Here is a 22,478-nt window from a genome sequence, read left to right as displayed (position 1 = left end):
ATGTCGAATTCTAAAGTTGTCGTTATTACCGGCGTGTCGTCAGGCATTGGGCGCGCCACTGCAGAAAAATTTGCCAGGCTTGGTTGCCGGGTATTTGGTACTGTGCGCAACCCGGCAAAAGCGCAAGCCATACCCGGCGTGGCACTCATTGAGATGGATATCCGGGACGAAGCGTCGATTGAGCGCGGCATCCAGAGTATCGTCGTGCAGACCAGACGCATCGACGTGTTGGTCAACAGCGCTGGGGTGACTCTGCTTGGGGCAACGGAAGAAACCTCGGTTGCCGAAGCGCAGACCTTGTTTGACACCAACCTTTTCGGCCTCTTGCGCGTGATCAAGGCTGTGCTGCCACACATGCGTGAGCAGCGCTCCGGCCGCATCGTGAACGTCAGCTCGGTGCTGGGTTTTCTGCCTGCGCCGTATATGGCACTGTATTCGGCCTCCAAGCATGCGGTTGAAGGTTTGTCTGAAACCTTGGATAACGAGGTGCGTCAATTTGGTATCCGCGTGACGCTAGTTGAACCATCCTTTACCAAAACCAACCTGGATTTGAACGCTCCGCAGACCGTCGCCAGAATTTCTGATTACAGCAAAGAACTTAATGCCGTCTCACAGGCAATTCAAAACAACATCCAAAAGGCGCCAACGCCCGATGGCGTTGCCTCCACGATTGTCGAAGCTGCGTTGGGTGCTTGGAAGATGCGTCATACACCTAAAGGCGAGGCATCTCTTTTGTCCAGATTGCGCCGTTTCATGCCCGCCGGACCTGTCGAGAAAGGTCTGCGAAAGACGTTCGGGCTGGCCAGCTGATTTTGCAGCAAGAAGATTGCGACGTTGCTGCAAAAATGAAGTACCCGAGAACCCATAACAATCTGGTTAACAACCATATCAACAGATTTATCAACAATGAAGGAGACTACATCTTGAAACCTAAATTTCTTACTCTGACCATCGCTACCACTTTAGGTCTTGCATCCCTGTCCTCGCACGCATCCGGCTATCGTTTCGGTTCCCAGAGTGTGTCCGCGCAAAGTACGGCTGAAGCCAACGGTGCTGAAGCAATTGATGCGTCCACGATCTTTGCCAACCCAGCAGGCTTGAGCCGTCTGGAAGGTACTCAGATCATCGGTGGCGTAACTGCGGTCATACCGCAGTCGAGTTTTACTGATAGCGGATCGAGACGCTTCACCGGTACTAGCTCTGGTGGCCTGACTAATCAGGACAGTTACACGCCGGGCGTGGTGGCGGCACCATCTTTGTATGTCAGCAGAAAAATCAACGACCAGTGGGTTGCCGGCTTTGGCCTGTTCGTTCCTTATGGTAGCAAGCTTGACTACGATAACAACTGGTCTGGTCGTTACGCGATGACTAATATAAAACTGGAATCGATTAACCTTAATCCGTCTGTTAGCTTCAAGGTCAATGAACAGCATTCGTTTGGTTTTGGCGTGAGTGCTCAGCTCATTAAGGCTAATCTGGGGCAGGGGGTGGATGTGCCCGGATCTATCGCCGCTTTGGCTGGTACACCAGCTTCTGCTGCTTTGCTGCGTGCCATCGTGACGGCTGGAGGCAATCCGGCTACGCTTGCCAGCGTCAAGGATGGGCATGGGTCTATGGATGGTGAGGACTGGGGGTATGGGTGGAATTTTGGTTACCTGTTCCAGCTGGATGAAAATACTCGCTTTGGCCTGGCTTACCGTTCCCCGATCTCGCACTCACTGACGGGCAGCGCCGTTTGGGACTTTAACGTCACCACCGATGCCGTCGTCAACAAGATCATTGCTGCTAACTCTGGTAAGAATAATTCTGCAGTATTGCTGAGCATCCGCACACCTGAAACGTTCTCCATTAATGGTTTCCGCCAGATCGATCCGAAGTGGGCGGTAATGGCAGATGCCACCTGGACCCGCACTTCGCGCTTAAAAAACCTGAACATCCAGTTTCCCGGAACTGTGCAGGGCGATGAGGTGATACTTCAGAATTGGAAAAATACCTGGCGCTTCTCAGTGGGTACGAGTTACAAGCTCGACGAAAAGTTCACGCTGCGTGGTGGCGTCGCATACGACCAATCTCCAGTTGCAGGCAATACACTGCGTCATCCAGCGTTGCCAGATGCAAATCGCGTGCAACTGTCATTCGGTACAAACTGGAAGCTGAATAGCAACTCATCTGTTGATCTGGCGTATTCCTATTTGCACTTTCAGAACGCAAGTGGAAGCTACAAAAATTCCTGTTCACCTTTAATCAGCGGATGCACTGGCAACGGAGAGCTTACTCAAGGTACCTGGAAAACTAGCCTGCATATGATCGGTGCTGCCTACAATTATCGATTCTGAACCGGTTGCATATAGGAATTTGACGCATTATCAGAACCTGTTTACGTTTTTACCGTGCTTAATCGGGATTCACGCGCTGCTCAAAATGCAAGTGCACTAAAGCATCTTGCATTTCATCTGGTAGTGATTGTGTCGATGATTTTTCGCTGTCGAGCGTAAAACAGGTTCTTGATAATTTCTAAAAAAAGACACTAACAATTTTAGCTGTGATATCGGACGAAAAATATCCGCACTAAAAGCTTGCGTGGTGCTGCCGAATTCAGTCTATCGAGCTAGATAAATGACAAAAAAAAGCATTGGTTTTCAGATTTTCAATTTTTACTTTTGTAAGAGCTAATTTATGTAGGCGAGATACTGTATGACAAGGATGAAGATACGCTATGTCGATGTACAAGCCGCAATTGACAAATTAATTGCTGAAGACAAGCCAATTAATGTTGATAGTGTAAGTCCCTTAATTGGAAAATGGATTAGAAAAGCGACGATAGAAATATATATTCGACGATGGAGAATTGAGCATCTGACAGATTTTGTTCAGGGAGAATATAAAAAGAATCTATCGATTGATTTGATAAGTGATTCTTCAAATGAAGCAAAGCTCGACGTAACTGCAAAAGAGGAGTCGGTTGCGAAATTTCGAGAAAAGATTTAATCACAATAAGTCATGATTTTTGGGCTGGAACGCAGAGAGGTTGCTCGCCGTTGTTGCGTTACTTAGTAGCCACCGGCGTCTCAACTGCCGCCCTGATTGCGTCGATGAAGCAGCGCAGGCGGGCTGGGTAGAAGCGAGCATAAGGATAGACCAGATGAACGGGGAGTGGGTCTGCCTGCCACGCTGTTGCCAGATGTTGCAGATGTCCGGCAGCGAGATCGTTTTCCATGATCCACGCCGAGCTGACCGCAACGCCCAGTCCCTGTAATGCCGCGCTGCGCAACGCATACAGATTGTCTGTACTCATTCGCGGCGCAATCGCAATACGTTGTACTTCACCAGTGGTTTTATGGCGCAGGAGTACTTCGTTGCGATAGTAGGTGCGCAATGCCAGCCAGGGCAGGGCGGCGAGTTCTGCGGGTTCCTGCGGCAATGCTTGATTGTCGAGAAGAGCCGGAGACGCGACGACGATACGTGGTACTTCGGTGAGTTTGATCGCAACCAGAGATGAGTCACTGATTTCGCCCACTTGAATCGCGCAATCAATCCCGTCAGAGATGAAGTCACCAATCGCAATATCATCGTGTAATAACCATTCCACATTCACTTTGGGATAGCGTTTCAGATAGTCGGCAAGCGGTTTGATAAAACGCTCCTGACCAAACGCATGTGGCGCGACAACCCGCAACATACCTGTCGGGTCCTGACCTGAACCGCGCAGATCTGATTCGAACGCTGCCCAGTTCTCTAATAAATTTCTGGCATGCTGGTAACAGCGCTCACCATCTGTCGTTAGTCGTATGGTGTGGGTGGATCGATGTAGCAGTCGGACTCCGAGCGAACGTTCTAATGTTTGCAAGCGACGGCTGATTGTCGGCTGAGTTGTTCCTAACTGGCTCGCGGCTGCAGAAAGATTACCCGCTTCCACGATGCGTACAAAGGTCTGCATGAGCTCTATCCTATCCCCCGAACTGGACAGTAAAGATGATGCTGTTGTGTTATCAGGCAGTTGAATGACGGATTTTTTCATACGCTTAACGTATAACATGTGTTCAACCAATGCTACTACCGTATTTTTGTGATCGCAATCAAAATGTGCGTCATCAATAATTAACGGGAAATTCGTGATGCCTTCCATTCAGAGCACATTAGCTAAAACGCACTTACCCAAAACTGGAATGAATGCTGATTCTCAAAGCCAGCAGCCATCGTCGTCCCTGGTCCTGCTATTGGCGAGTGGCGCAGGTTTATCTGTAGCTTCACTTTATTACAGCCAACCCATGTTGGGGACTCTGGCAAAGGATATCGGTGTCAGCGACGTCAATATTGGATTTGTGCCGACCTTGACGCAGTTAGGTTATGCCTTGGGCATTTTGTTGTTAGCACCTTTGGGCGATCGCCATGACAGGCGTCAAATTATTCTGATCAAACTGTCCTTGTTGGTATTGGCGCTGCTTGCAACGGCTTTTTCCCATTCGTTGGATGTACTTTTAGTTGCCAGTCTGGCGATCGGGCTGACGGCAACGATGGCACAGGATATTGTTCCTGCAGCGGCGACTCTCGCGCATGAAAGCCGGCGCGGAAAAGTTGTCGGTACCGTGATGACGGGGTTGTTGCTGGGTATTTTGTTGTCGCGTGTCGTCAGTGGTTTCGTTGCTGAGCGCTTTGGCTGGCGCGTTATGTTTGTCATCGCCGCGGTGAGTGTCATTGGAATCGGGATAGCGATGTGGCGCGGCTTACCTCGTTTTACGCCGACAACCAATCTCTCTTATCGCGCATTGCTTGCCTCTCTGCTGGATCTCTTACGTCGCCATGCGAGATTGCGTCAGGCTGCGCTTGCGCAAGGCGTGTTATCGATGGGGTTTAGTGCATTCTGGTCTACGCTGGCAGTGATGCTTCATGGCGAACCATTCCATATGGGAAGCGCGGTTGCCGGTGCATTTGGCCTGGCTGGCGCTGTTGGTGCACTTGCAGCTCCGGTTGCGGGACATCTGGCTGATAAGCGGGGGCCAGAAATGGTAACGCGCCTTGGCACAGGATTGGCAGTACTGTCGTTTGCGTTAATGTGTATCGGCTCATGGTGTTCTCCTGTAACGCAGTTGTGGTTGCTTATTATTGGCACCATAGGATTTGATCTCGGTGTGCAGATGACACTCGTTGCCCATCAGACCATTGTCTATGGAATTGACCCCGGAGCACGTAGTCGCCTGAACGCGGTGTTATTCGTTGGTATGTTTATCGGTATGGCGATTGGCGCTTCTGCCGGTAGCATACTTTTGGCGCAATGGGGATGGATTGCAGTAACAGGCATGGCTACCTTGACTTCCTTAGCTGCGTTTGCCTTGCGCCTGAAAACGACACACGTAAACAAATCATAACGCAGTACTCTGATGCTGACGCCAGTGTGGTTTGTGGCTGAGCACGGTGTGCGATCAAGTCGGAACTACTACAAATAATGTTCCACTAAAGCGTGTTTGTCGGGATAAGTGCAAAGCGCGCTTATCAGCCCTTATCCCGTTGCTTATCAGGTTAATGCTGGCAGAATTTTGCGATGTGGAGCTGAAGCCATTGGCTGAGTCTGGTCTCTAGTGCGGAATTGAGCCACGAGCGCGGATAACTTATCTGATTGCTCCCGCATACTTTCTGCTGCCGCTGCTGCCTGCTCCACCAATGCAGAGTTTTGTTGCGTCATTTCATCCATGTTACTGATCGCATCATTTACCTGATTGATGCCTGCGCTTTGTTCAACGCTGGCGTGACTGATTTCATTGACCAGTGTCGTTACTTTATGGATATCTTCGACTACGCGCCCCATGGTTCTGCCAGCTTCATCTGCCATCACGCTGCCAGATTCCACTTTTTTAACTGAGTCGTTAATCAGGCTTTGAATGTCTTTGGCAGCTGCCGATGCACGTTGTGCCAAATTACGCACTTCACCAGCAACGACCGCAAAGCCTCTGCCTTGTTCCCCGGCTCGTGCAGCTTCTACTGCCGCGTTCAATGCGAGGATATTTGTCTGGAAGGCGATGCCATTGATCACATTGATGATGTCTTCCACTTTTTTGGAACTGTCGCGGATTTCCACCATCGTTTCTACCATGCGATTGACCACGGTTCCCGCTTGTGTCGCCACTTCACTTGCAGAGCTGACAAAACGATTTGCTTCTTTTGCATTCGCCGCATTCTGATGTACTGTGGAGGTGAGTTCTTCCATTGAACTGGCGGTTTCTTCGAGCGTGCCAGCCTGAACTTCTGTGCGTGAAGATAAATCGGCATTTCCGCTCGCGATCTCTTGTGCCGCGATTTGAATGTTAGCTGAACCGCTTCTTACTTCCGCTACCACTTTACTGAGTCCTTCGCCAATACCATTCATCGCTTGCAACATATGGCCAATTTCATTATTGCTCGCGGTCTCAACCCGACGACTTAAATCTCCGACAGCCAGTGACTCTGCTAATGTTGTTGCTTGTTGCAATGGCACGGTAACCACTTTGCGAACCAGTATTAAAAATAATATTCCGCCAATGATTAAGAGAACCGTTGCCAGGCCTCCAAGCCACAAGACCTGACTCATGCTTTCTTCTGCCAGTTCACTCGAATAGACGCCACCTGCCAGTATCCAATTCACAGAAGGGATAGAACGAAAAACGACTAATTTTTCTTTTGCTTTGGTTTCTCCTTTTTCTGAATTAATCCAGTCATAGCGGATTGTCCCTTCCTTTTTTTCTATCATCGACTTAACAAACAACTGACCGTCAGCAGTACGTGAATCAAGAATATTTTCACCTTCTTTTACCGGGTGAATCATTAAGTTGCCTTGTTGCTTTCCATCTTTTTTATCAAAGGCATAAAAATAGCCGGTCTTACCTATCTTCATTGCTTTAATTTTGTCTTTGAGCAGCCCCAATGTTGGTTCAATGTTAATGCCGATAAAAATAACACCCGCGACTTTGCCATCTTGCCCCATGAATGGGTTGTAGTAGGTCATGTAATTTTTACCGAATAGCTTTGCAGTTCCGGTAAATCTTTTACCATCAAGTAAGAGGTTGTAGGCGGGATGATTTTTATCTAATGCAGTGCCAATGGCACGTTCACCATTTTCTTTTTTTAAAGACGTAGAAACACGGATGAAATCACTATCATCCTTCACAAAAAACGTCGCGATCGCACCTGTGCGCGCAGTGAACCCATCGACAATATCGAAATTATTATTGATTACTTTGTCATCAAGTTTCAGCGACGGAGTATTTTTTCCTGCAACATCGACTTTTTTATCTTTTTCAACAGTGAACTGATCACCGAGTTCCGCCCGGAAGTTGTCGCCAGTTCGCTCTGCATCAGCTTTAACTGCATTGTCAAATACCTCAAAGCTATCATTAACTGAATTCAGCAGATTCGTAATGTCTTGCGTAGCGCTCTTTTCGAGGGATTGGTGAATAATCAACGCGACGGCGCTAGTGAAAATTATCAGTACTAAAAAAGCACCAGAGAATACGCTTAGGCCAAGAAGTTGGCCGAGTTTTTTTTGTTTGGTTGAAGTCATTTTCTTGGGTGCTTCGTCAGGACGGTGATGCATTAACTGAGGGGACTTAAACTCAAATGTAGTGAGCTTAAAACATTGATTCACATCAAGACGTTATATGTGAAATTATGATGAGTTGCTGCTATTTTCTAAGTTGCGTCAATCTTTTGCAACCAAAATATCGTGTTCTACGGGTAATTACGTATGCTGTTCTGCTGCCGACAAAATCAAAAGAAATATTGTTTTTAACCAATTTACAACATTGGTGCCGGGACAATTTCGAGGGCGTTCAGTTGGCTTTACACAAATTAAGATGCGTATTTCAACGAAACACTATAGTGATATGTTTTCGATTAATGCCTACAAGCCAGATCTGCTTTTTCTTTCGTTCTCTTAAGTTTTTGTCGTGCTTTCGCTTCTGATTTGGGTGAGGCATTGCGAGCATCTTCTTCGGCCCATTTCACTTGCAGGTGAGCTTTGTCACACTTATCTTTTTGTTTTTCTGTTTTGGCCGCTTGCCGGCTGATTTCTTTATCTCGTTTATCTTCAGTTTTGTGTCGTTTGCGCTCTAATCTGGCGGCTTCTTTTTTATCTTGCGCCAACTGGGTGACGTGACGCTGTTTTTCGCTGGCGCTATCAGTTGTATCCTGAGTGACTTTTTTTCCTAAGGCTTTCTGGTCCTGGGAGCAGGGTGTCTGGCTATATTGCATCCGCCCGTCTTTTTCGCATTGATAAATTTCTGCCGCAGACAGATGCTGGACGCAAGAAATGCTGAGTAAAAAAGCCATCAGAAAACGTGACATTATTTCTCCCTGATCAGATAATTTTCCCCGGATTCATCAGATGATGAGGATCTAAAGCCTGCTTTATCGTGCGCATCAGATTCATTTCGATGCGCGATTTATAGCGTTGAATTTCTTCTTTCTTTAATGCACCGAGTCCATGTTCAGCGGAGATCGATCCGTGGAAAAGATGAACCTGATCATGAACCAATCGGTTGACTGCTTCCTGATTCTGAATAAAGACCTCAGCCGATTGTTCGGCAGCAGGTGAAACGTTGTAATGCAGATTACCATCACCCATATGCCCGAAACATACTACTCTGCTTCCCGCGAAATGTTGTTCCAATAATTGATTTGTTTTCGCAATGAATTCGGGGATGCTGGAAATAGGTACAGAAATATCGTGTTTGATATTTTTCCCTTCCGTTGCCTGTGCCATGGAAATGTTTTCCCTGAGACTCCACAAGGCATTAGCCTGGCTGATATTTTCTGCCAGGATCGCGTCAAGGATATGCCCCTGATTTAACTGTGCTTCCAAAAAATCCCTGATGAACACTGTTGCGCGTTCCGCAGATTGATGCTCGGATGTCTCTAATAATACGTAATATGGATATTGTTGTGTGAACGGATCCGATTGGTGTGGAATATGTTTAATTACCAGTTGCAGGCAAATCCTGGAAATCAGTTCAAATCCTGTCAGAGTGGGGCCGAGTTTTTTACTGGCTTCATTCAGTAATAATAAGGCGGCTTCTGGGCTTTCCAGCGCCACCATGACCGTCAAATTGGCCACTGGTGCCGGATACAATTTGAGTGTCGCGGCAGTAATGACGCCCAGCGTGCCTTCGGCTCCGATAAAAAGATCGCGCAGATCGTAACCTGTATTGTCTTTACGTAAGCCCCGCAGGCCATCCCAGATATCACCGTTCGCAGTGACGACTTCAAGTCCGAGGCACAAATCACGGGCGTTACCATAGCGCAGCACAGCGGTGCCGCCAGCATTCGTAGAGAGATTGCCGCCAACGGTGCAGCTTCCTTCAGAAGCTAACGACAAGGGGTAAAGCCTGTCTGCATTTGCTGCTGCTTGCTGAATCGCGCTGAGCAGGCAGCCAGCTTCCGCGGTCAATGTATTGTTTGCAGTGTCAATTGCACGGATGTTGTTCAAGCGCCTGAGCGACAACACAACTGATTTACCGCTACTGTCAGGAATACTGCCTAAAACCAGGCCAGTATTGCCTCCCTGAGGAACAACAGAGACGCCAAAGACTTTGCAAATGCTGATCAGACTGGCGACTTCCCGTGTTGACGCTGGCCGTAACACCGCTAAGGCATTCCCACGCAGACGTTGACGCCATTCCTGTTCGTAGGCAAATGTCTCGTCTTTATCCGTCAGAACATAACTGGCACCGATGGCGTTACGGCATTGCTGGATGAACTCATTCATGCTGGCTCTTTCTGGCTTTTTTCGCTTCCTTTTTAATCGGCCGCAAGTAGCCCAGAATACCAGTGACGTAAGTGACAGAGAGGATGACTTCTACCCATGCCAGTTTGACTGACAACAGATTAATATCGCTATAGGCGCGGACGATACCTTCAGTGAAATACAGCCATATCAGCATCGAGGTCCACTGCATGGTGTAATTATCTTTGCGTAAAACGCCGCGCAAAGGAATAAACAAAGGAAGTACTTTCAGCATGAGCCAGAAGCTGCCTGGTCTGATTGGCGCCAGCCAGGTTTCCCATAAAATGCACAGCAAAATCAGTCCAATCAGACTGACGCAGGCGAGCAGGTGAAATTGTTTTTGGCGGGCTGTAATCATGATGCTGTATTGAGTTTGACAGCCGTTTCAGCGAGACGTCGTCCCAGTGCGATTGCGAGGCGGCGACTATCTTCGGAGATCATGTTTTTCCCATCCAGACCGGACCAGTGGGTAGCGCCGTAAGGGCTGCCGCCTGTGGAGGTCGTCATCAGTTCAGCTTCGCTGTAAGGCAGGCCGGTGATCAGCATGCCGTGATGCAGCAGCGGTAACATCATGCTTAATAAAGTCGACTCCTGACCGCCATGCAGACTGCCGGTACTGGTGAATACGCAGGCGGGTTTTCCGCTGAGTGTTCCTGAAAGCCAGTCGGCAGCGGTGCCATCCCAAAAATACTTCATTGCCGATGCCATATTGCCGAAGCGTGTTGGTGATCCCAGTGCGATGCCTGCGCATTCCTTAAGATCTGCAAGTTCGACATAAGGTGCACCGCTGGCGGGAATCTCGGATTCGCTTGCTTCTGTTGTCGGAGACACAGATGGCACAGTACGCAATCTGGCATCGCAACCGGGAACGCTTTCAATTCCCTGAGCGATAAATTCTGCCAGTTTTCGTGTGCTTCCGTGGCGTGAGTAATATAAAACGAGTAGGGTGAGGTTAGTTGTATTCATATTTATTATTATATTGGGCTTTATTGTGACTCTCTCAGTAAAATAGAGGACTTGTATTTTTTATTTAAGAAATGTATGCACGGACCGTTGTGGAAGCATTTGCAGAATTTGTTTCAGTTTGCCCGCAAGCGATTGCGGGAAGGGCAGTTGTCGCAGGTGGCAGGTAGCCTGACGTTTACCACTGTGCTGGCGTTGGTGCCGATTCTGACTGTTGCACTGGCCATATTCACGGCGTTCCCTCTGTTTAATACTTTCAGGACTTCGCTGGAAGCCTATTTCATCCAGAATTTAATGCCGAAAGGGATAGCCAATACTATCCTCGGCTATCTAACACAATTCGCAACAAAAGCGACCCGGCTTTCCGCCGTTGGCGGTATCGCACTGATGATCACCGCGATCGCAACGATGGCGATGATAGACAAGACATTTAACCAGATCTGGCAGGTAAAGCGTTCCCGCCCCATTTTTCAGCGCATTCTGGTGTATTGGGCCATTATTACACTAGGTCCTTTGCTGATTGGTGCTTCGATTTCAGTGACTTCCTATTTGTTTACAGCCACCAGTGGTGTCGTGAAATCGGTTCCGTTTATCGGGGGGATTTTTTACACAACGATTTCTATCGTCTTTACGATGGGCGCGTTTACCTTGCTTTATCTTGCTGTGCCTTACCGCAAAGTTAATTTGCGTGACGCCGCCTGGGGCGGTCTGTTTGCCGCATGCGTATTTGAAATTTCAAAGCGCGGCTTCGCTGCCTTCATTACGCATTTTTCTACTTACACTGTCGTCTATGGCGCGTTAGCGGCAGTACCTATTTTTCTGATCTGGATTTACCTCTCGTGGCTGGTGACGCTTATCGGTGCAGTGATCGCAGCAGCGCTGCCGATTGTGAAATATGAGCGTTGGTGGCATGTGCCTACGCCAGGCAGTGCATTTGAAGATGCGCTCAAAATATTGCAGGTACTGTTTTTTGCCCGTCACAGCACAAGTAACGCGATAGTCAATGCCGCACAGATCCGTGCGCAAACAAGGTTCGGGCTCGATGAGATAGAGGGCTTGTTGCAGCGTATGCTGGAAGCCGGATGGGTGGCGCAGGTGTCGTCACCGACAGTCGCATCTGCTTCAACTTTATGGGCGCGTAACAGCGATGGTGGTGATTTATGGACGATGGCGGCCAATCCTTCTTTATTGACGATGGCCGATGTTTATAAAGTATTTGTGTTTGAGCCCGTGCAAGGCAGCCGTTTATCTGCCCTCGTCGAAGACGTAATTGAAGTGAGCTTACAAAAAAATTTGCAAGAGTATTTTCTGACGCAAGAGCAAAAAAATGAAATTTAGTCAGATCTCTACGTCAGAATTAGATGCAGGTTTGCTCACGCAATGGCAGCATTTACAGTCTGTATCCCCCGTCTATCGCAGTCCTTATTATCATCCACAATATTCTCAGATGATCGCGGCTGCCCGGCCGGATGTGCGTGTTCTGGTCATAGAAGATGCAGGGCAGGTGATCGGATTTCTCCCTTATCACAAAATAAATCGTTTCCATGCCGATGTTATTGGCGGTGGACTTACTGATTATCAGGGGCCAATCTGTTCCTTTCAGTATCACTTGCCAGTCGGTGAAATGCTGAAAGCGATGGGCGTCGCTTATATGGGGTTTAATCACATGCCGCAGGAACGGCATGATTTCTCTACATATGCATGGAGCCATAGCCGTTCATTGACCCTGAATCTGGAAGGTGGTTTTGCCGCCTATGCTCAACGTCTGAATGATAAACGTGATGCGTCCTTGCTCAAAAAAGTTGAAACCAATGAGCGCAAACTCGCCAAAAAATTCGGAACATTGTCTTTCACTATGCACTCCAGAGATACTGCGGAATTTAATGCTTTGCTATCGGGGAAATCGGCGCAATTTATCAGGACGCTGGGTGCTGAACATGATATTTTTTCGACCCCATGGATACGTGAGGTTGTGCAAAATATTTTTTCGCAGAACAGCGCAGATTTTGGTGGAATACTTTCTTGTTTATATGCTGGCGACAAGATGATCGCTGCGCATTTTGGTATGCGTTCCGGTCCTGTTTTGCACTACTGGTTTCCTTGGTATGACACGGATTACGCAGAATTTTCGCCGGGCCTTATTCTGTTGGCATCGTGTGCCAGAGAGGCGCAGGCACATCAGATTGGGCTGATAGACCTGGGGCGTGGAGAGCAAGCGTATAAGCAGCGCTTTGCAACTGGCTTCATTCCTCTGTGCGAGGGGGCGGTATCTGCTCCTGAAGTGATAAGCAGAGCGCAGGGCGCTTACTTATCAGCGAGGACACATCTGAAAGAGTCGTCGGTGGGAAAAGCTCTCCGCGCTTGGAAAAATGCTAAAAAATAAGACGAATGAAAGACGGCTCAATAAGCATTTTTATCGCCAAAAACGACTTTCAGTGTGCGCCAGATAATGACGATATCCAGCCAGATAGACCAGTGCTGCATGTAGTACAGATCATAGTCAACACGCGCCTGCATTTTTTCCAGTGTTTCCGTTTCACCTCTGAGACCGTTAACCTGTGCCCAGCCTGTGATTCCCGGTTTGATCTTATGGCGGAACATGTAGCCAGTCACCAGTTTTCTGTACAGTTCATTGTGCTCAACAGCGTGTGGTCGTGGCCCAACCAGACTCATTTCACCTTTCAGTACATTAAACAACTGTGGTAATTCGTCGAGCGATGTTTTTCTGATGAAGCTGCCAAATTTAGTCACTCTGGAATCGCCGACTTTTGCCTGAATAACCGGAACATCTTTCGGTGCTATTTTCATGCTGCGGAATTTATACACATTAATTGGTCGTCCCGCGATACCGTATCGGACTTGCTTAAACAGTACAGGGCCGGCCGAACTCAGACGTACGCCGATTGCAATGGCGATTAGCACCGGCGACAGCAGTATCAGTCCTATCAGTGCTCCGGTAAAATCCAGTATTCTTTTAGGCAGCGCGGCCAGTCCGATGAAAGGTGTTTCCGTTGAAGCCAGCACGGGCTGACCTGCTAATTCGCGTAGCTGAATTCCCGGCATACCGAAAATTAAAGATTCCGGAACAAAATAAGTCGTCGCCGTGCTGTCATACAAAACTTCAATAATCTCTTCGAGTTCCGGCGACTCTTTACTACTCATACCTATAAAGACGATATCCACATTCATTTTTCCGGTTTCCGGATCAACGATCCAGTCAACCGCATCTTCGATATTTCCCAGCTTTTTAATATCGATCGGTGGGCGTAACTCATTCCTGTTGTCAAAAAAACCGATCAGATCTATCGCTGCCAACGGCGAATCCCTTAAAGCATTAACTAATCCTGCTGAAGCTGAATTTGACCAGATCAATACTGCTTTTCTGCGGCGGGCGGGATTCGAATAATAAGCTTTGGCAACAGACCGTATCAGCATGGCGACGCTCATCAGAACAAATGGCGTTATCACCAGCCATAAGAACATGACTTTACGCGACAGTTGTTCCGATGCCTTATCGATATAGGCGGTCAGCAACACGACCATGAAGACGATAAACCAGCGCCAGCTCAATTTGGGAAATAAAGGAAGTGCGTCTTTAGCTTGCAGTGAATTGAGTAACTGATGGCTAGAAAAAACGATGATGCTGGTGAAGCCCGCAATAATGATACGGATGCCAAACACATCCACATCTGTTTCTTCGACCTGATGCAAAATAGCAAATAAGGTTAAACAAATTGCGGTACCGAATGCTATTCCCGTCAACACAGAGAGCAAATGTGCCGGTTGTGATGAGTTAGCATGCGAGTGAGAATTGAACATAAGTGCTGTTTCTTTTTATTTGGTTTTGCTTTTGGAAAATAAACTTTTGATTTGTGCCAACTGCCATTGATGCAGATGTTTTCTGAATTCCGGATTGTCATATCTGGGCGCATTCTTTATTGCAGCTTGCAGGTAACCAGCGATAATCAGCAAACCACCGATAATGAAGGGCTTTTCGCGCATTCTGAAGATGCCGGATGCGATTGCATACAAGGGGTGGTATCCCATAAACCAGATGCCTCGGCCCCAGCGCAGGCGTCCCCGGTAGACATTTTTATCTGATGAACCCATCAGTCTGTGATGCATCAGGATGGCTTCCGGATGATAAAAACTCAGGGTATTCCAACCCTTCATCCGTGCTGTATGTACGTCAATTCCATCCCACAATACTTCTTCGACGAAGCCGCCTATCTGTTCGAAAGCGACACGTCGGTACAATTTAAACTGACCTGCGACATGTTCATCGATGATGATTTCTTCGATTTTTTTTCCATCTTCCTCGCGAAAGACTTTGCCGGAAACCGCGGCTAATTTTTCATCGTTCGCAAACTGATCAAACATCATTTCCAGGTAACGCGGACCAAATGACATGTCACCATCTAATTTCGCGATGTATTGATAATCCTGATGTTTGATCTGCGAAACGCCATACTTGAAAGCGGCAACAACGCCGCCGCCGACTTTGCGGAATCCCCGGTCTGGTCGTTGCACCAGACGGATGAAATCATATTTTTCTGCATATTCACGAACGATGTCTGGCGTTGCATCTTGTGAGCCATCATCGACGATGATCCACTCAACAGGACGTATGGTTTGGCGGACCATAGAATCGAGAGTCAGACGGATTAAATCTGCTTCGTCGCGAACAGGCGCGATAATGACCAGCGGTACGGTCTTTACGGTCTGATACGCACTGGAGTCAACGTTGATGTTGTTATTCAAAACGGGATGCTGCTGGACTTGCTCTGTTGTGGACGGAACCATAGTTTGCTTTCATTCATTTTGTGCAATATTAACGTAGCGAGTGTCGTGCGAACAATTGTTAATAGTTAATAATTGTTATGTTTGTGTTTTAAGTCATGGATATGAGGATGCATTTCAAACGCAAGATATTTTGTGTGTATGACAAAAATTTGCATCTTTATTTACTCTGGCAATATAAAATAAAACGGTTTTCCCTCTAAGCTTAGGTTTAAATGATTTTTACTTCTATTTTGAAATCCGATGCGAAATTTTTAAGGCAATTTTGTGCCGGAATTTTGCTGATTTCATTATTTGCTAATGTTTTTGCACAAGAGACTGAGCAAGCGATCAGTGCAAAGCTGAAGGTGGAAAGCAAACTCTCCACTTTGCCCGCAGAGAAAACATCCGTCATTCAGCAGGAACAATCTGCTTTATCTGTAACTGATTCCTCGTCAGACCTCGTAGGAGAAGGCGATCAGCTGTTGATTACTGTATTTGGTCAATCTGACCTGAGTGCAGATGTAATCGTTGGTCCTACCGGTATTATCACCTTGCCTCTGGTGGGAACGATCAGCATCAAAGGAAAAACCGCGAATGAAGTTGCCAGTATTTTTGCCAGTAAACTCGAGCAAGGGCAATATTTACTGAATCCTAAAGTTTCAGTCAAAATCAATCAGCAAGTCAGCCGTAGTTTTTCCGTGATCGGGGAAGTTCTGCGTCCCGGACGTTTCCCGTTGCAGGGACAGATGAGTATAGTGGAAGCGCTGAGTCTCGCTGGTGGTGTTACTCCCAGAGCGGATAAACATCTGAAGGTATTGCGCCGGATGAGTCAGAATGGTCAGACAGAGTTGCGCGAGTTTACCTCGATGAAGCTCGATTTTGATGACGAGAAGAACAATGACAGTCTGATGCAAAAAATTTTGCCGAATGATGTGCTGATCATCGGGCAACAAAAGAATTTCTATGTTTACGGAGAGATCCGCCGTCCCGGAATGTATCCGATGGAGGATGATTTGAACATCGTGCGCGTTTTGTCTATCGGCGGCGGCGTTACTGAGCGCGGCTCAGCTTCGAGAATTATTATTCATCGCAAATCAGATAGCGGAGAGTTGAAAGAAATTCCGGCGCAGATATCAGATCCGGTATTGCCGGGTGATGTGGTCATGATCAAAGAACGGATTTTTTAATGAATAAGATGAAAAATCCTTCCGTTGAATTAATACTTTCATTTACACAAATAGGTGCGATGCTGCGCGCCCGTCGCTATTTGATTTTTATTGTGACGATGATTGCGGTGCTTGGCGCAGGCATCACCAGTATGTTGCTGCCGAAAACTTATGTCGCGACGGCAGATATTTTTATTGATTACAGAGTCAATGATCCTATCGGTGGCCGGCAGTTTCACCCTTTGCAGGATGAAAGTTATCTGCAGACGCAGTTTGACGTCATTAAAAGTGTGCAGGTGGCGGAGCGTGTGATTGCCGAGTTACATCTGCAAAATTCCGCCGACAGCCGGCGTCTGATTGCCCGCTATGGCGAGCAGGGCGGCCTGCGTGCGCTGGCAGAGTCGATCGCTAAAAATATCGAAGTCGCACCGCATAAAAATAGTCGTGTCATTGGGATTCAGTATTCCGCAGGTACACCACAGCACGCAAAAGAAGTCGTGAACGCGGTGGTGAAATCATATATTGATTTATCACTGGAAATGATGAATGCACCGGCGCGTGCGCGTAAAGATCAGTACAACGCACAGTTGGAAACCTTAAGTCGTCAGATGGATGAAATACAAAAAAAACTGACCGCATATCAACAGGAATTCCAGATCGTTGATGTTGATGAACGTGCCGATCTGGAATCCCGTCAGATGGCAGCCTTGAGTACCAAGCTGATGGAAACGCAGTTGCAAAAGCTCGAAGCGCAGGCAAAACGTCAATCTCTGGAAAAATTACTCAAACAGGGCAATTTAAATTCAGATATTCCAGAAATCGCTGGCATAGGTCATATATCCGGCCTGAAGGCTGCTCTGATTTCTCTTGATACGCAATTGGCCAACGCTAAAACGACGTTGGGCGTACGCCATCCCCGTTACATCGCGATTCAGGATGAAAGAAAAGCCTTGATGGATAAGCTGGAAAAGGAATCGGCAACGGCGTTTCAGTCTCAGTTAACGGTGGAAAGTCGGCTGGCGCAGCAAGAAAAAGTGATGGAAGCGGAGTTGGCGGGCTACCAGAAAAAAACGTTTGAAAACAAAAAACATCGCGATGTCATCAGCTCTTATCAACGGCAATTAGACAGCGTGCAGAAAGTTTATAACGCAGCGATACAAAAATTTGATGAATTGCTGATGACGAGTAACGTTGTGATCTCGAACGCGACCGTCATGCAATGGGCTGAGCTGCCAGAGAAACATGCGAAGCCTTTACTGAAAAATAATCTGGTGTTTGGTCTGATCGCAGGTCTGATGCTGGGTCTGAGTCTGGCTTTTTTACTTGAGCTGATGCATAGAAAAGTTCGCTGTCTGGAGGATCTGGAGCGGGAATTTGATGTTCCTGTGATGGCGCAGGTCGGCTTTCATGAAAGGTTGCTGGATAAAGACGTAAATATCGGTCGTATTGCTGAGAGGAAGACGCATGCCTGAATTGAATGAGGCGCAATCGGGCGCAACAAAAATTGGGCGTCTTGGTGAATTGTTTTTACAAAAAGGCTTGCTGACCGAAGCGCAGGTTGAACAGATATCTGTCGAGCAGCGGGAAAAAAAATTGCGTTTTGGTGATGCTGCGCTGGCATTGGGCTTACTGAGTCAGGTGGAAATTGATTCCGCTCTGGGTGAGCAGTTTGGTGTTGGCAGCAAGGATCTGTATAACGGTAGTGCAGATAAGAAGCTACGTTTTTTTCACGCACCTTTTTCCAAAGAAGCAGAAGAAATCCGCGGCTTACGTAGTGAGTTACTGTTGAAGTATGGGGCGCTGGAAAAAATCAAATTTGCGTTGATTAGTCCCGGCACCGCCGAAGGCAAGACTTATATGGCAGCCAGTCTTGCCATTGCATTGTCGCAAGTTGGACGGAAAACGCTGCTGATTGACGCGGATTTACGCACCGGTAATTTGCATGAATTGTTTTCGTTGGGGGTACGCGACGGTTTATCATCCGTTTTGATCGGCCGCCTGACGCTGAGTGACGCCTTAATTCCGCTGATGCCCAATTTGCATATTCTGCCAGCAGGCCCTCGTGCACCGAACCCACTCGAAATTTTGCGGGCGCCAAGACTGCGGGAATTGCTGGAATCATGCCACGACCAGTTCGATGCGTTTGTATTTGATACCTGTGCGGCGTCTGAAAGTTCGGACGCGCAGATGGTCGCACATCAGATTGGCGTTGCTTTACTGGTTGCGCAGAAAGACCTGACGGTATTAAGCGATTTACGTCAGACCCGAAGCGACATGCAGGCAGCAGGGGTTAATGTGATAGGCACGATATACAACCAATACGCGCCGCAGGGCGACAGCACAGGTTTGCGCGCAAGGATAGCAGCACTTCTGCGTCGCTTACCCTTCTTCCGACGCGCTGTTTAAGATGACGAACGGATACACCAGATGATCGATGTCAGTGTCTGTATTTGTACTTTTCGTCGCCCTCAGTTATTGCGCCGCTTATTACTCGCTGTTTTTTCGCAGAACATACCGGATTGCCGGATTGAGGTCGTCGTAGTCGATAATGACCCGCAACAGTCGGCTGCGACTGTGTTGGCGGAATTCAAAGCGGAGCATCACGATCGTTTGATCGTTCTAAATTTAAGTCAGCCGAATATTTCCCTCGCTAGAAATGCAGCGATCCGTGTCGCAGGCGGCGAATGGATATGCATGATCGATGATGACGAGATTCCCCGGCGAGATTGGTTGCTGAATTTGTTCAGTACGCAAAAGAAATATGCAGCAGATGTCGTGTTTGCACCGGTGTTGCCCGAATATCAGGATGGTGTGCCTGAGTGGATAAAAAAAGGTGGCTACTTCGATCGGCGTCGTTTAGCGACAGGAACCGTTATCGATCATCGTGATGCCCGTAGCGGCAATGTGCTGGTTCGTCGCACCGCGCTTGCGCAGATTACTCAGACACAAGGCGGTACAGAGGGGCCCTTTGATCCGGCGTTTGGTCGCACTGGTGGCGAGGATTCCATGTTATTCCGGCGTCTCGACGAGTCCGGTAGCCGCATGGTCTGGTGTGACGATGCACCGGCGCTTGAATTCGTCCCTGTGGATCGTGCACGGGCAAGATGGTTGTTGCAAAGATCGTTTCGCACTGGGCAATTGTTTATGCGGACAGAGTTGGCAATGTGCCCGCCGTCGGCGCGTTCAGGGCGTGCGCTCTGGTTGTCTTTTCGTGCGTTTATGCAGATGGGTATCGCCTCTGTTTTAGTGATCGCACTGATGCTGTTCGTTCCTCTGAAGGCGTTTCATTGGGCACGGATCGCAGCTTCTCAATTAGGTAAGCTCAGCCATTTCAGTGGCAAGGCGTCAGAGGCTTACGGTGGTTAAACAAAATAAAGTAGCGGGTTTCTTATGAGTTCTTCGCATCAACAGCGACTATTGGCATTAGATGGCCTGCGGGCAGTGTCGATCTTGCTGGTGCTGGTGTCACACGCCTGGCTGGGGCACATCGTTCCCGGCGGCTTAGGCGTCACGATTTTTTTCTTTATCAGCGGCTTTATCATTACCCGCCTGATGATTGCCGAGTGGGATAAGTCGGGTACGATCAGCATTAAGAAGTTTTATATCCGACGCTTTTTCCGGCTGATGCCGGCATTGATAGTATTTGTCGCGCTATCGCTGATCACGATGCAGTTAGCTCATGTTGACTGGACATGGAGAGAGCTGAGTTCGGTGTTTTTTTATTTTGCGAATTATTTCGGTATTTTTATTGGCTTCAGTGGTGAAGTGTTGCCGCCGCCTTTATCGATTACCTGGTCACTGGCGGTCGAAGAACATTTCTACATGATCTTCCCGGTATTTTTTCTTGCGGTGATAGCTGTACCCAAGCGGTTTTATCGTGTCGCAATTTCTCTGCTGATCGGCGTGCTGCTTTGGCGCATCTATCTGGTCTATGGCGTCGGGCTCGACAATTTGCCGCATTACCGTATTTACAAAGCGACCGATACCCGCGCAGATTCGATCGTGTACGGCACCTGTTTTGCGTTTTTACTTGCAAGAACAGACTGGGCCTTAGCATTTTTCAGTCAAAAGAAAGTGATGCTGACTGGTGCGGCGTTAATGCTGTTGTCGCTGTTGTTCCGTGACGAAAATTTCCGCGAAAGTTTTCGTTATTCGATACAGGGTATCGCTTTAATGTGCCTGTTCCCGGCGCTGGTGTTGAATACCACCTTGGCTAGTCGCATCCTGAGTATGCCGGTATTTGTGTACATCGGGCGCGTCAGTTATTCGCTTTACCTGTATCACTGGCTGGTCTTCGGCATCATTACCATGTGGCTGCCTGATCTCAGTTTTGCAGTGAAATTTCCGTTGATGATCGTGCTCTCGTTTATTCTTGCTGACTTGTCGTGCCGCTGGATAGAAACGCCGTTTCTACGTTTGGGACGCCGGTATACGCATTAAGAAACAGAAGCCTGGTTTGATGCTGATTCCGATTCTGAATCAGGGGAATCTTTCTCCTGATTCAGTCTGCGTGTGGCCGAAGTGACGGCAACCAGCGCAAAGATAAAAAACACATTCTGAAAACCGAATCCGCGGAACAGACTGCTTTCCGTAAAATTGGTCACCACCACAACGAGCAGCATCGCGCTCCAGAATGCGGCCTGTGTTCTGTCTTTATGTGATAGCAAAACCAGCATTCTGATCTGTACCAGCAAGGTTAATATGCAGAGCGCCAGTCCTGTCAGCCCTTGTTCATTCAATATATCGAGATAGCCGTTGTGCGATTGCAGGGGAATCCAGTTCAGCGCATCAATCACGAATTGCGAGAGACTGTCCGGACCCAGCCAGAAAGCGCCATAACCCAGCCCAAGCACCCAGTGCCGCTCAATTTCCAGCCAGACCAAGTCCCAGATATCAGTGCGGCCAGTCAGATCCGAGCCTTTGCCGAAAATACCTGCGATCGGCGCAGAGATTTCCGGCCAGGTCGGAAAGCGCGATTCCTGCATATAAAAAATGTAGACCGCAACCAGACACACGCAAAGCAGACTCAGCAGCACGCGTGTGATCGAGTAATCAGAACTCAAGCGGCGTTTTCTCAGTAAATGAAAAATAGCGCTGGTCGATAAAGTGATGATCATGCTGGTTGAACTCTTACTCATGACCAGCATAAAAAAGCTGAACAGAATCACGAATAACAGCAGCTTAAAATCCACTTTTTCCAGACAGGCTTTTACCTGCCACAACAAGATAGACATCGCGGCAACCTGGCCTAATTCATTTTTTTGCGAGAGTGCGCCACGCCACGCGCCCCCCAATTCATAATCAATACCAATACTCGGCACGGCCACCGCCATCACCAGCGAGAGCGCCAGCATGCTCATCAGGGTATAAATTAAACAGTTCACAATCAGATGCAAAGGGCGTGGCGCAAGCTGTATGCTGAGACCGATCAGGACAATGCCATACAGTTGTATCGCCCGTTTGAATGTCACGGCAGGTAAGGGCGACCAGATGCTGGACAGCACGCACCAGATCAGCACCAGCACCAGAAAGGGATTCAAGGCACGCAGGTCTTTCACCACTTCCGGCAGATGTTTTGATAAAACGAACAGTGCAACCAGAAACAGACTGCCCCATTCTAATTTCGTGGTCAGCGACCCTTCCATCGTCAATGCAGATGTACCAGCATAATCCCAGGAAATACCGTAAGGCAGCAAAGAAAAGACCGCAAATAAGACCACCATGGCCCGCATGAGCAGGATTTCATAGTCTTGCATAGGATTAAATTGTTCTGAAACCGGCGGAATTGTCATTGACTCATATCTTTGTCATTTGTT

20 protein-coding genes are annotated in these 22,478 nt (G+C 48.0%); 11 read left to right on the top strand and 9 right to left on the bottom strand.

The window, feature by feature from the left end; all coding sequences use genetic code 11:
* The 3 genes from KDM87_RS06705 (at position 1) to KDM87_RS06695 (ending at position 2,988) form a co-directional block, all read left to right on the top strand.
* A complete protein-coding gene (locus KDM87_RS06705; RefSeq protein ID WP_212678349.1) occupies positions 1 to 810 on the top strand; it encodes an oxidoreductase in 810 nt (269 codons plus the stop codon).
* Between the two features lie 113 nt (positions 811 to 923).
* Positions 924 to 2,336 (top strand): OmpP1/FadL family transporter, encoded by a 1,413-nt coding sequence (locus KDM87_RS06700; protein WP_212678348.1) that lies wholly within the window; start codon positions 924 to 926, stop codon positions 2,334 to 2,336.
* A gap of 367 nt (positions 2,337 to 2,703) precedes the next feature.
* Entirely contained in the window at positions 2,704 to 2,988 is a 285-nt protein-coding gene (locus tag KDM87_RS06695) for a hypothetical protein (RefSeq protein ID WP_212678347.1), read from the top strand.
* Between the two features lie 58 nt (positions 2,989 to 3,046).
* Here the strand turns inward: KDM87_RS06695 and KDM87_RS06690 are convergent, their stop codons facing one another.
* Positions 3,047 to 4,018 carry a LysR family transcriptional regulator gene (locus KDM87_RS06690; RefSeq protein ID WP_212678346.1) on the bottom strand — a complete coding sequence of 324 codons (972 nt, stop codon included), beginning with the start codon at positions 4,016 to 4,018 and terminating at the stop codon, positions 3,047 to 3,049.
* Positions 4,019 to 4,115: 97 nt separating this feature from the next.
* On the opposite strand from KDM87_RS06690, the gene KDM87_RS06685 reads away from it, so the two are divergent.
* Entirely contained in the window at positions 4,116 to 5,366 is a 1,251-nt protein-coding gene (locus KDM87_RS06685; protein ID WP_212678345.1) for an MFS transporter, read from the top strand.
* A gap of 146 nt (positions 5,367 to 5,512) precedes the next feature.
* Here the strand turns inward: KDM87_RS06685 and KDM87_RS17935 are convergent, their stop codons facing one another.
* The 5 genes from KDM87_RS17935 to wrbA all read right to left on the bottom strand — a co-directional run bounded on the left by KDM87_RS17935 (position 5,513) and on the right by wrbA (position 10,717).
* Entirely contained in the window at positions 5,513 to 7,531 is a 2,019-nt protein-coding gene (locus KDM87_RS17935; RefSeq protein ID WP_212678344.1) for a methyl-accepting chemotaxis protein, read from the bottom strand.
* Between the two features lie 332 nt (positions 7,532 to 7,863).
* Positions 7,864 to 8,313, bottom strand: a complete 450-nt coding sequence (locus KDM87_RS06675; protein WP_212678343.1) for a DUF4124 domain-containing protein — start codon at positions 8,311 to 8,313, stop codon at positions 7,864 to 7,866.
* A 13-nt stretch (positions 8,314 to 8,326) separates the two neighbouring features.
* Positions 8,327 to 9,733: an FAD-binding oxidoreductase gene (locus tag KDM87_RS06670; RefSeq protein WP_212678342.1), complete on the bottom strand. Its 1,407-nt coding sequence runs from the start codon at positions 9,731 to 9,733 to the stop codon at positions 8,327 to 8,329.
* Complete coding sequence (locus KDM87_RS06665; protein WP_212678341.1) at positions 9,726 to 10,109, bottom strand: DUF2069 domain-containing protein; 384 nt, start codon at positions 10,107 to 10,109, stop codon at positions 9,726 to 9,728. The genes KDM87_RS06670 and KDM87_RS06665 overlap by 8 nt, the downstream gene beginning before the upstream one ends.
* The gene (gene wrbA / locus KDM87_RS06660) at positions 10,106 to 10,717 is read right to left on the bottom strand and encodes an NAD(P)H:quinone oxidoreductase (protein WP_212678340.1); all 612 of its coding nucleotides are present in this window, start codon (positions 10,715 to 10,717) and stop codon (positions 10,106 to 10,108) included. The genes KDM87_RS06665 and wrbA overlap by 4 nt, the downstream gene beginning before the upstream one ends.
* A 75-nt stretch (positions 10,718 to 10,792) precedes the next feature.
* Here wrbA and KDM87_RS06655 point away from each other — a divergent pair, with 75 nt between their 5' ends.
* Both KDM87_RS06655 and KDM87_RS06650 read left to right on the top strand, forming a co-directional pair.
* The gene (locus KDM87_RS06655; protein WP_212678339.1) at positions 10,793 to 12,052 is read left to right on the top strand and encodes a YihY family inner membrane protein; all 1,260 of its coding nucleotides are present in this window, start codon (positions 10,793 to 10,795) and stop codon (positions 12,050 to 12,052) included.
* Positions 12,042 to 13,097 (top strand): GNAT family N-acetyltransferase, encoded by a 1,056-nt coding sequence (locus KDM87_RS06650; RefSeq protein ID WP_212678338.1) that lies wholly within the window; start codon positions 12,042 to 12,044, stop codon positions 13,095 to 13,097. Before KDM87_RS06655 ends, KDM87_RS06650 begins: the two co-directional genes overlap by 11 nt.
* A 17-nt stretch (positions 13,098 to 13,114) precedes the next feature.
* On the opposite strand, the gene KDM87_RS06645 is transcribed toward KDM87_RS06650, so the two are convergent.
* Positions 13,115 to 14,533, bottom strand: a complete 1,419-nt coding sequence (locus tag KDM87_RS06645; RefSeq protein ID WP_212678337.1) for an undecaprenyl-phosphate glucose phosphotransferase — start codon at positions 14,531 to 14,533, stop codon at positions 13,115 to 13,117.
* A gap of 15 nt (positions 14,534 to 14,548) precedes the next feature.
* Positions 14,549 to 15,517: a glycosyltransferase family 2 protein gene (locus KDM87_RS06640; protein ID WP_212678336.1), complete on the bottom strand. Its 969-nt coding sequence runs from the start codon at positions 15,515 to 15,517 to the stop codon at positions 14,549 to 14,551.
* Between the two features lie 275 nt (positions 15,518 to 15,792).
* Here KDM87_RS06640 and KDM87_RS06635 point away from each other — a divergent pair, with 275 nt between their 5' ends.
* From KDM87_RS06635 to KDM87_RS06615, 5 genes are read left to right on the top strand one after another with little or no spacing between them, the layout of a single operon-like run.
* Positions 15,793 to 16,683, top strand: a complete 891-nt coding sequence (locus KDM87_RS06635; protein WP_212678335.1) for an SLBB domain-containing protein — start codon at positions 15,793 to 15,795, stop codon at positions 16,681 to 16,683.
* Entirely contained in the window at positions 16,683 to 18,134 is a 1,452-nt protein-coding gene (locus KDM87_RS06630; RefSeq protein ID WP_212678334.1) for a Wzz/FepE/Etk N-terminal domain-containing protein, read from the top strand. Before KDM87_RS06635 ends, KDM87_RS06630 begins: the two co-directional genes overlap by 1 nt.
* Complete coding sequence (locus KDM87_RS06625; protein WP_212678333.1) at positions 18,127 to 19,068, top strand: polysaccharide biosynthesis tyrosine autokinase; 942 nt, start codon at positions 18,127 to 18,129, stop codon at positions 19,066 to 19,068. Before KDM87_RS06630 ends, KDM87_RS06625 begins: the two co-directional genes overlap by 8 nt.
* A 21-nt stretch (positions 19,069 to 19,089) precedes the next feature.
* Positions 19,090 to 20,028, top strand: a complete 939-nt coding sequence (locus tag KDM87_RS06620) for a glycosyltransferase family 2 protein (protein WP_212678332.1) — start codon at positions 19,090 to 19,092, stop codon at positions 20,026 to 20,028.
* A 24-nt stretch (positions 20,029 to 20,052) separates the two neighbouring features.
* Positions 20,053 to 21,102, top strand: coding sequence for an acyltransferase family protein (locus KDM87_RS06615; RefSeq protein WP_212678331.1), 1,050 nt, complete (start codon positions 20,053 to 20,055; stop codon positions 21,100 to 21,102).
* Here KDM87_RS06615 and KDM87_RS06610 read toward each other — a convergent pair.
* Entirely contained in the window at positions 21,099 to 22,454 is a 1,356-nt protein-coding gene (locus KDM87_RS06610) for an O-antigen ligase family protein (protein ID WP_212678330.1), read from the bottom strand. The genes KDM87_RS06615 and KDM87_RS06610 overlap by 4 nt on opposite strands.
* Positions 22,455 to 22,478 lie beyond the last annotated feature (24 nt).

It is taken from the genome of Cognatundibacterium rivi (genome assembly GCF_018139565.1).
GTDB lineage: Bacteria > Pseudomonadota > Gammaproteobacteria > Burkholderiales > Burkholderiaceae_D > Undibacterium > Undibacterium rivi.
This window is presented reverse-complemented; position numbering and strand designations above follow the sequence as displayed.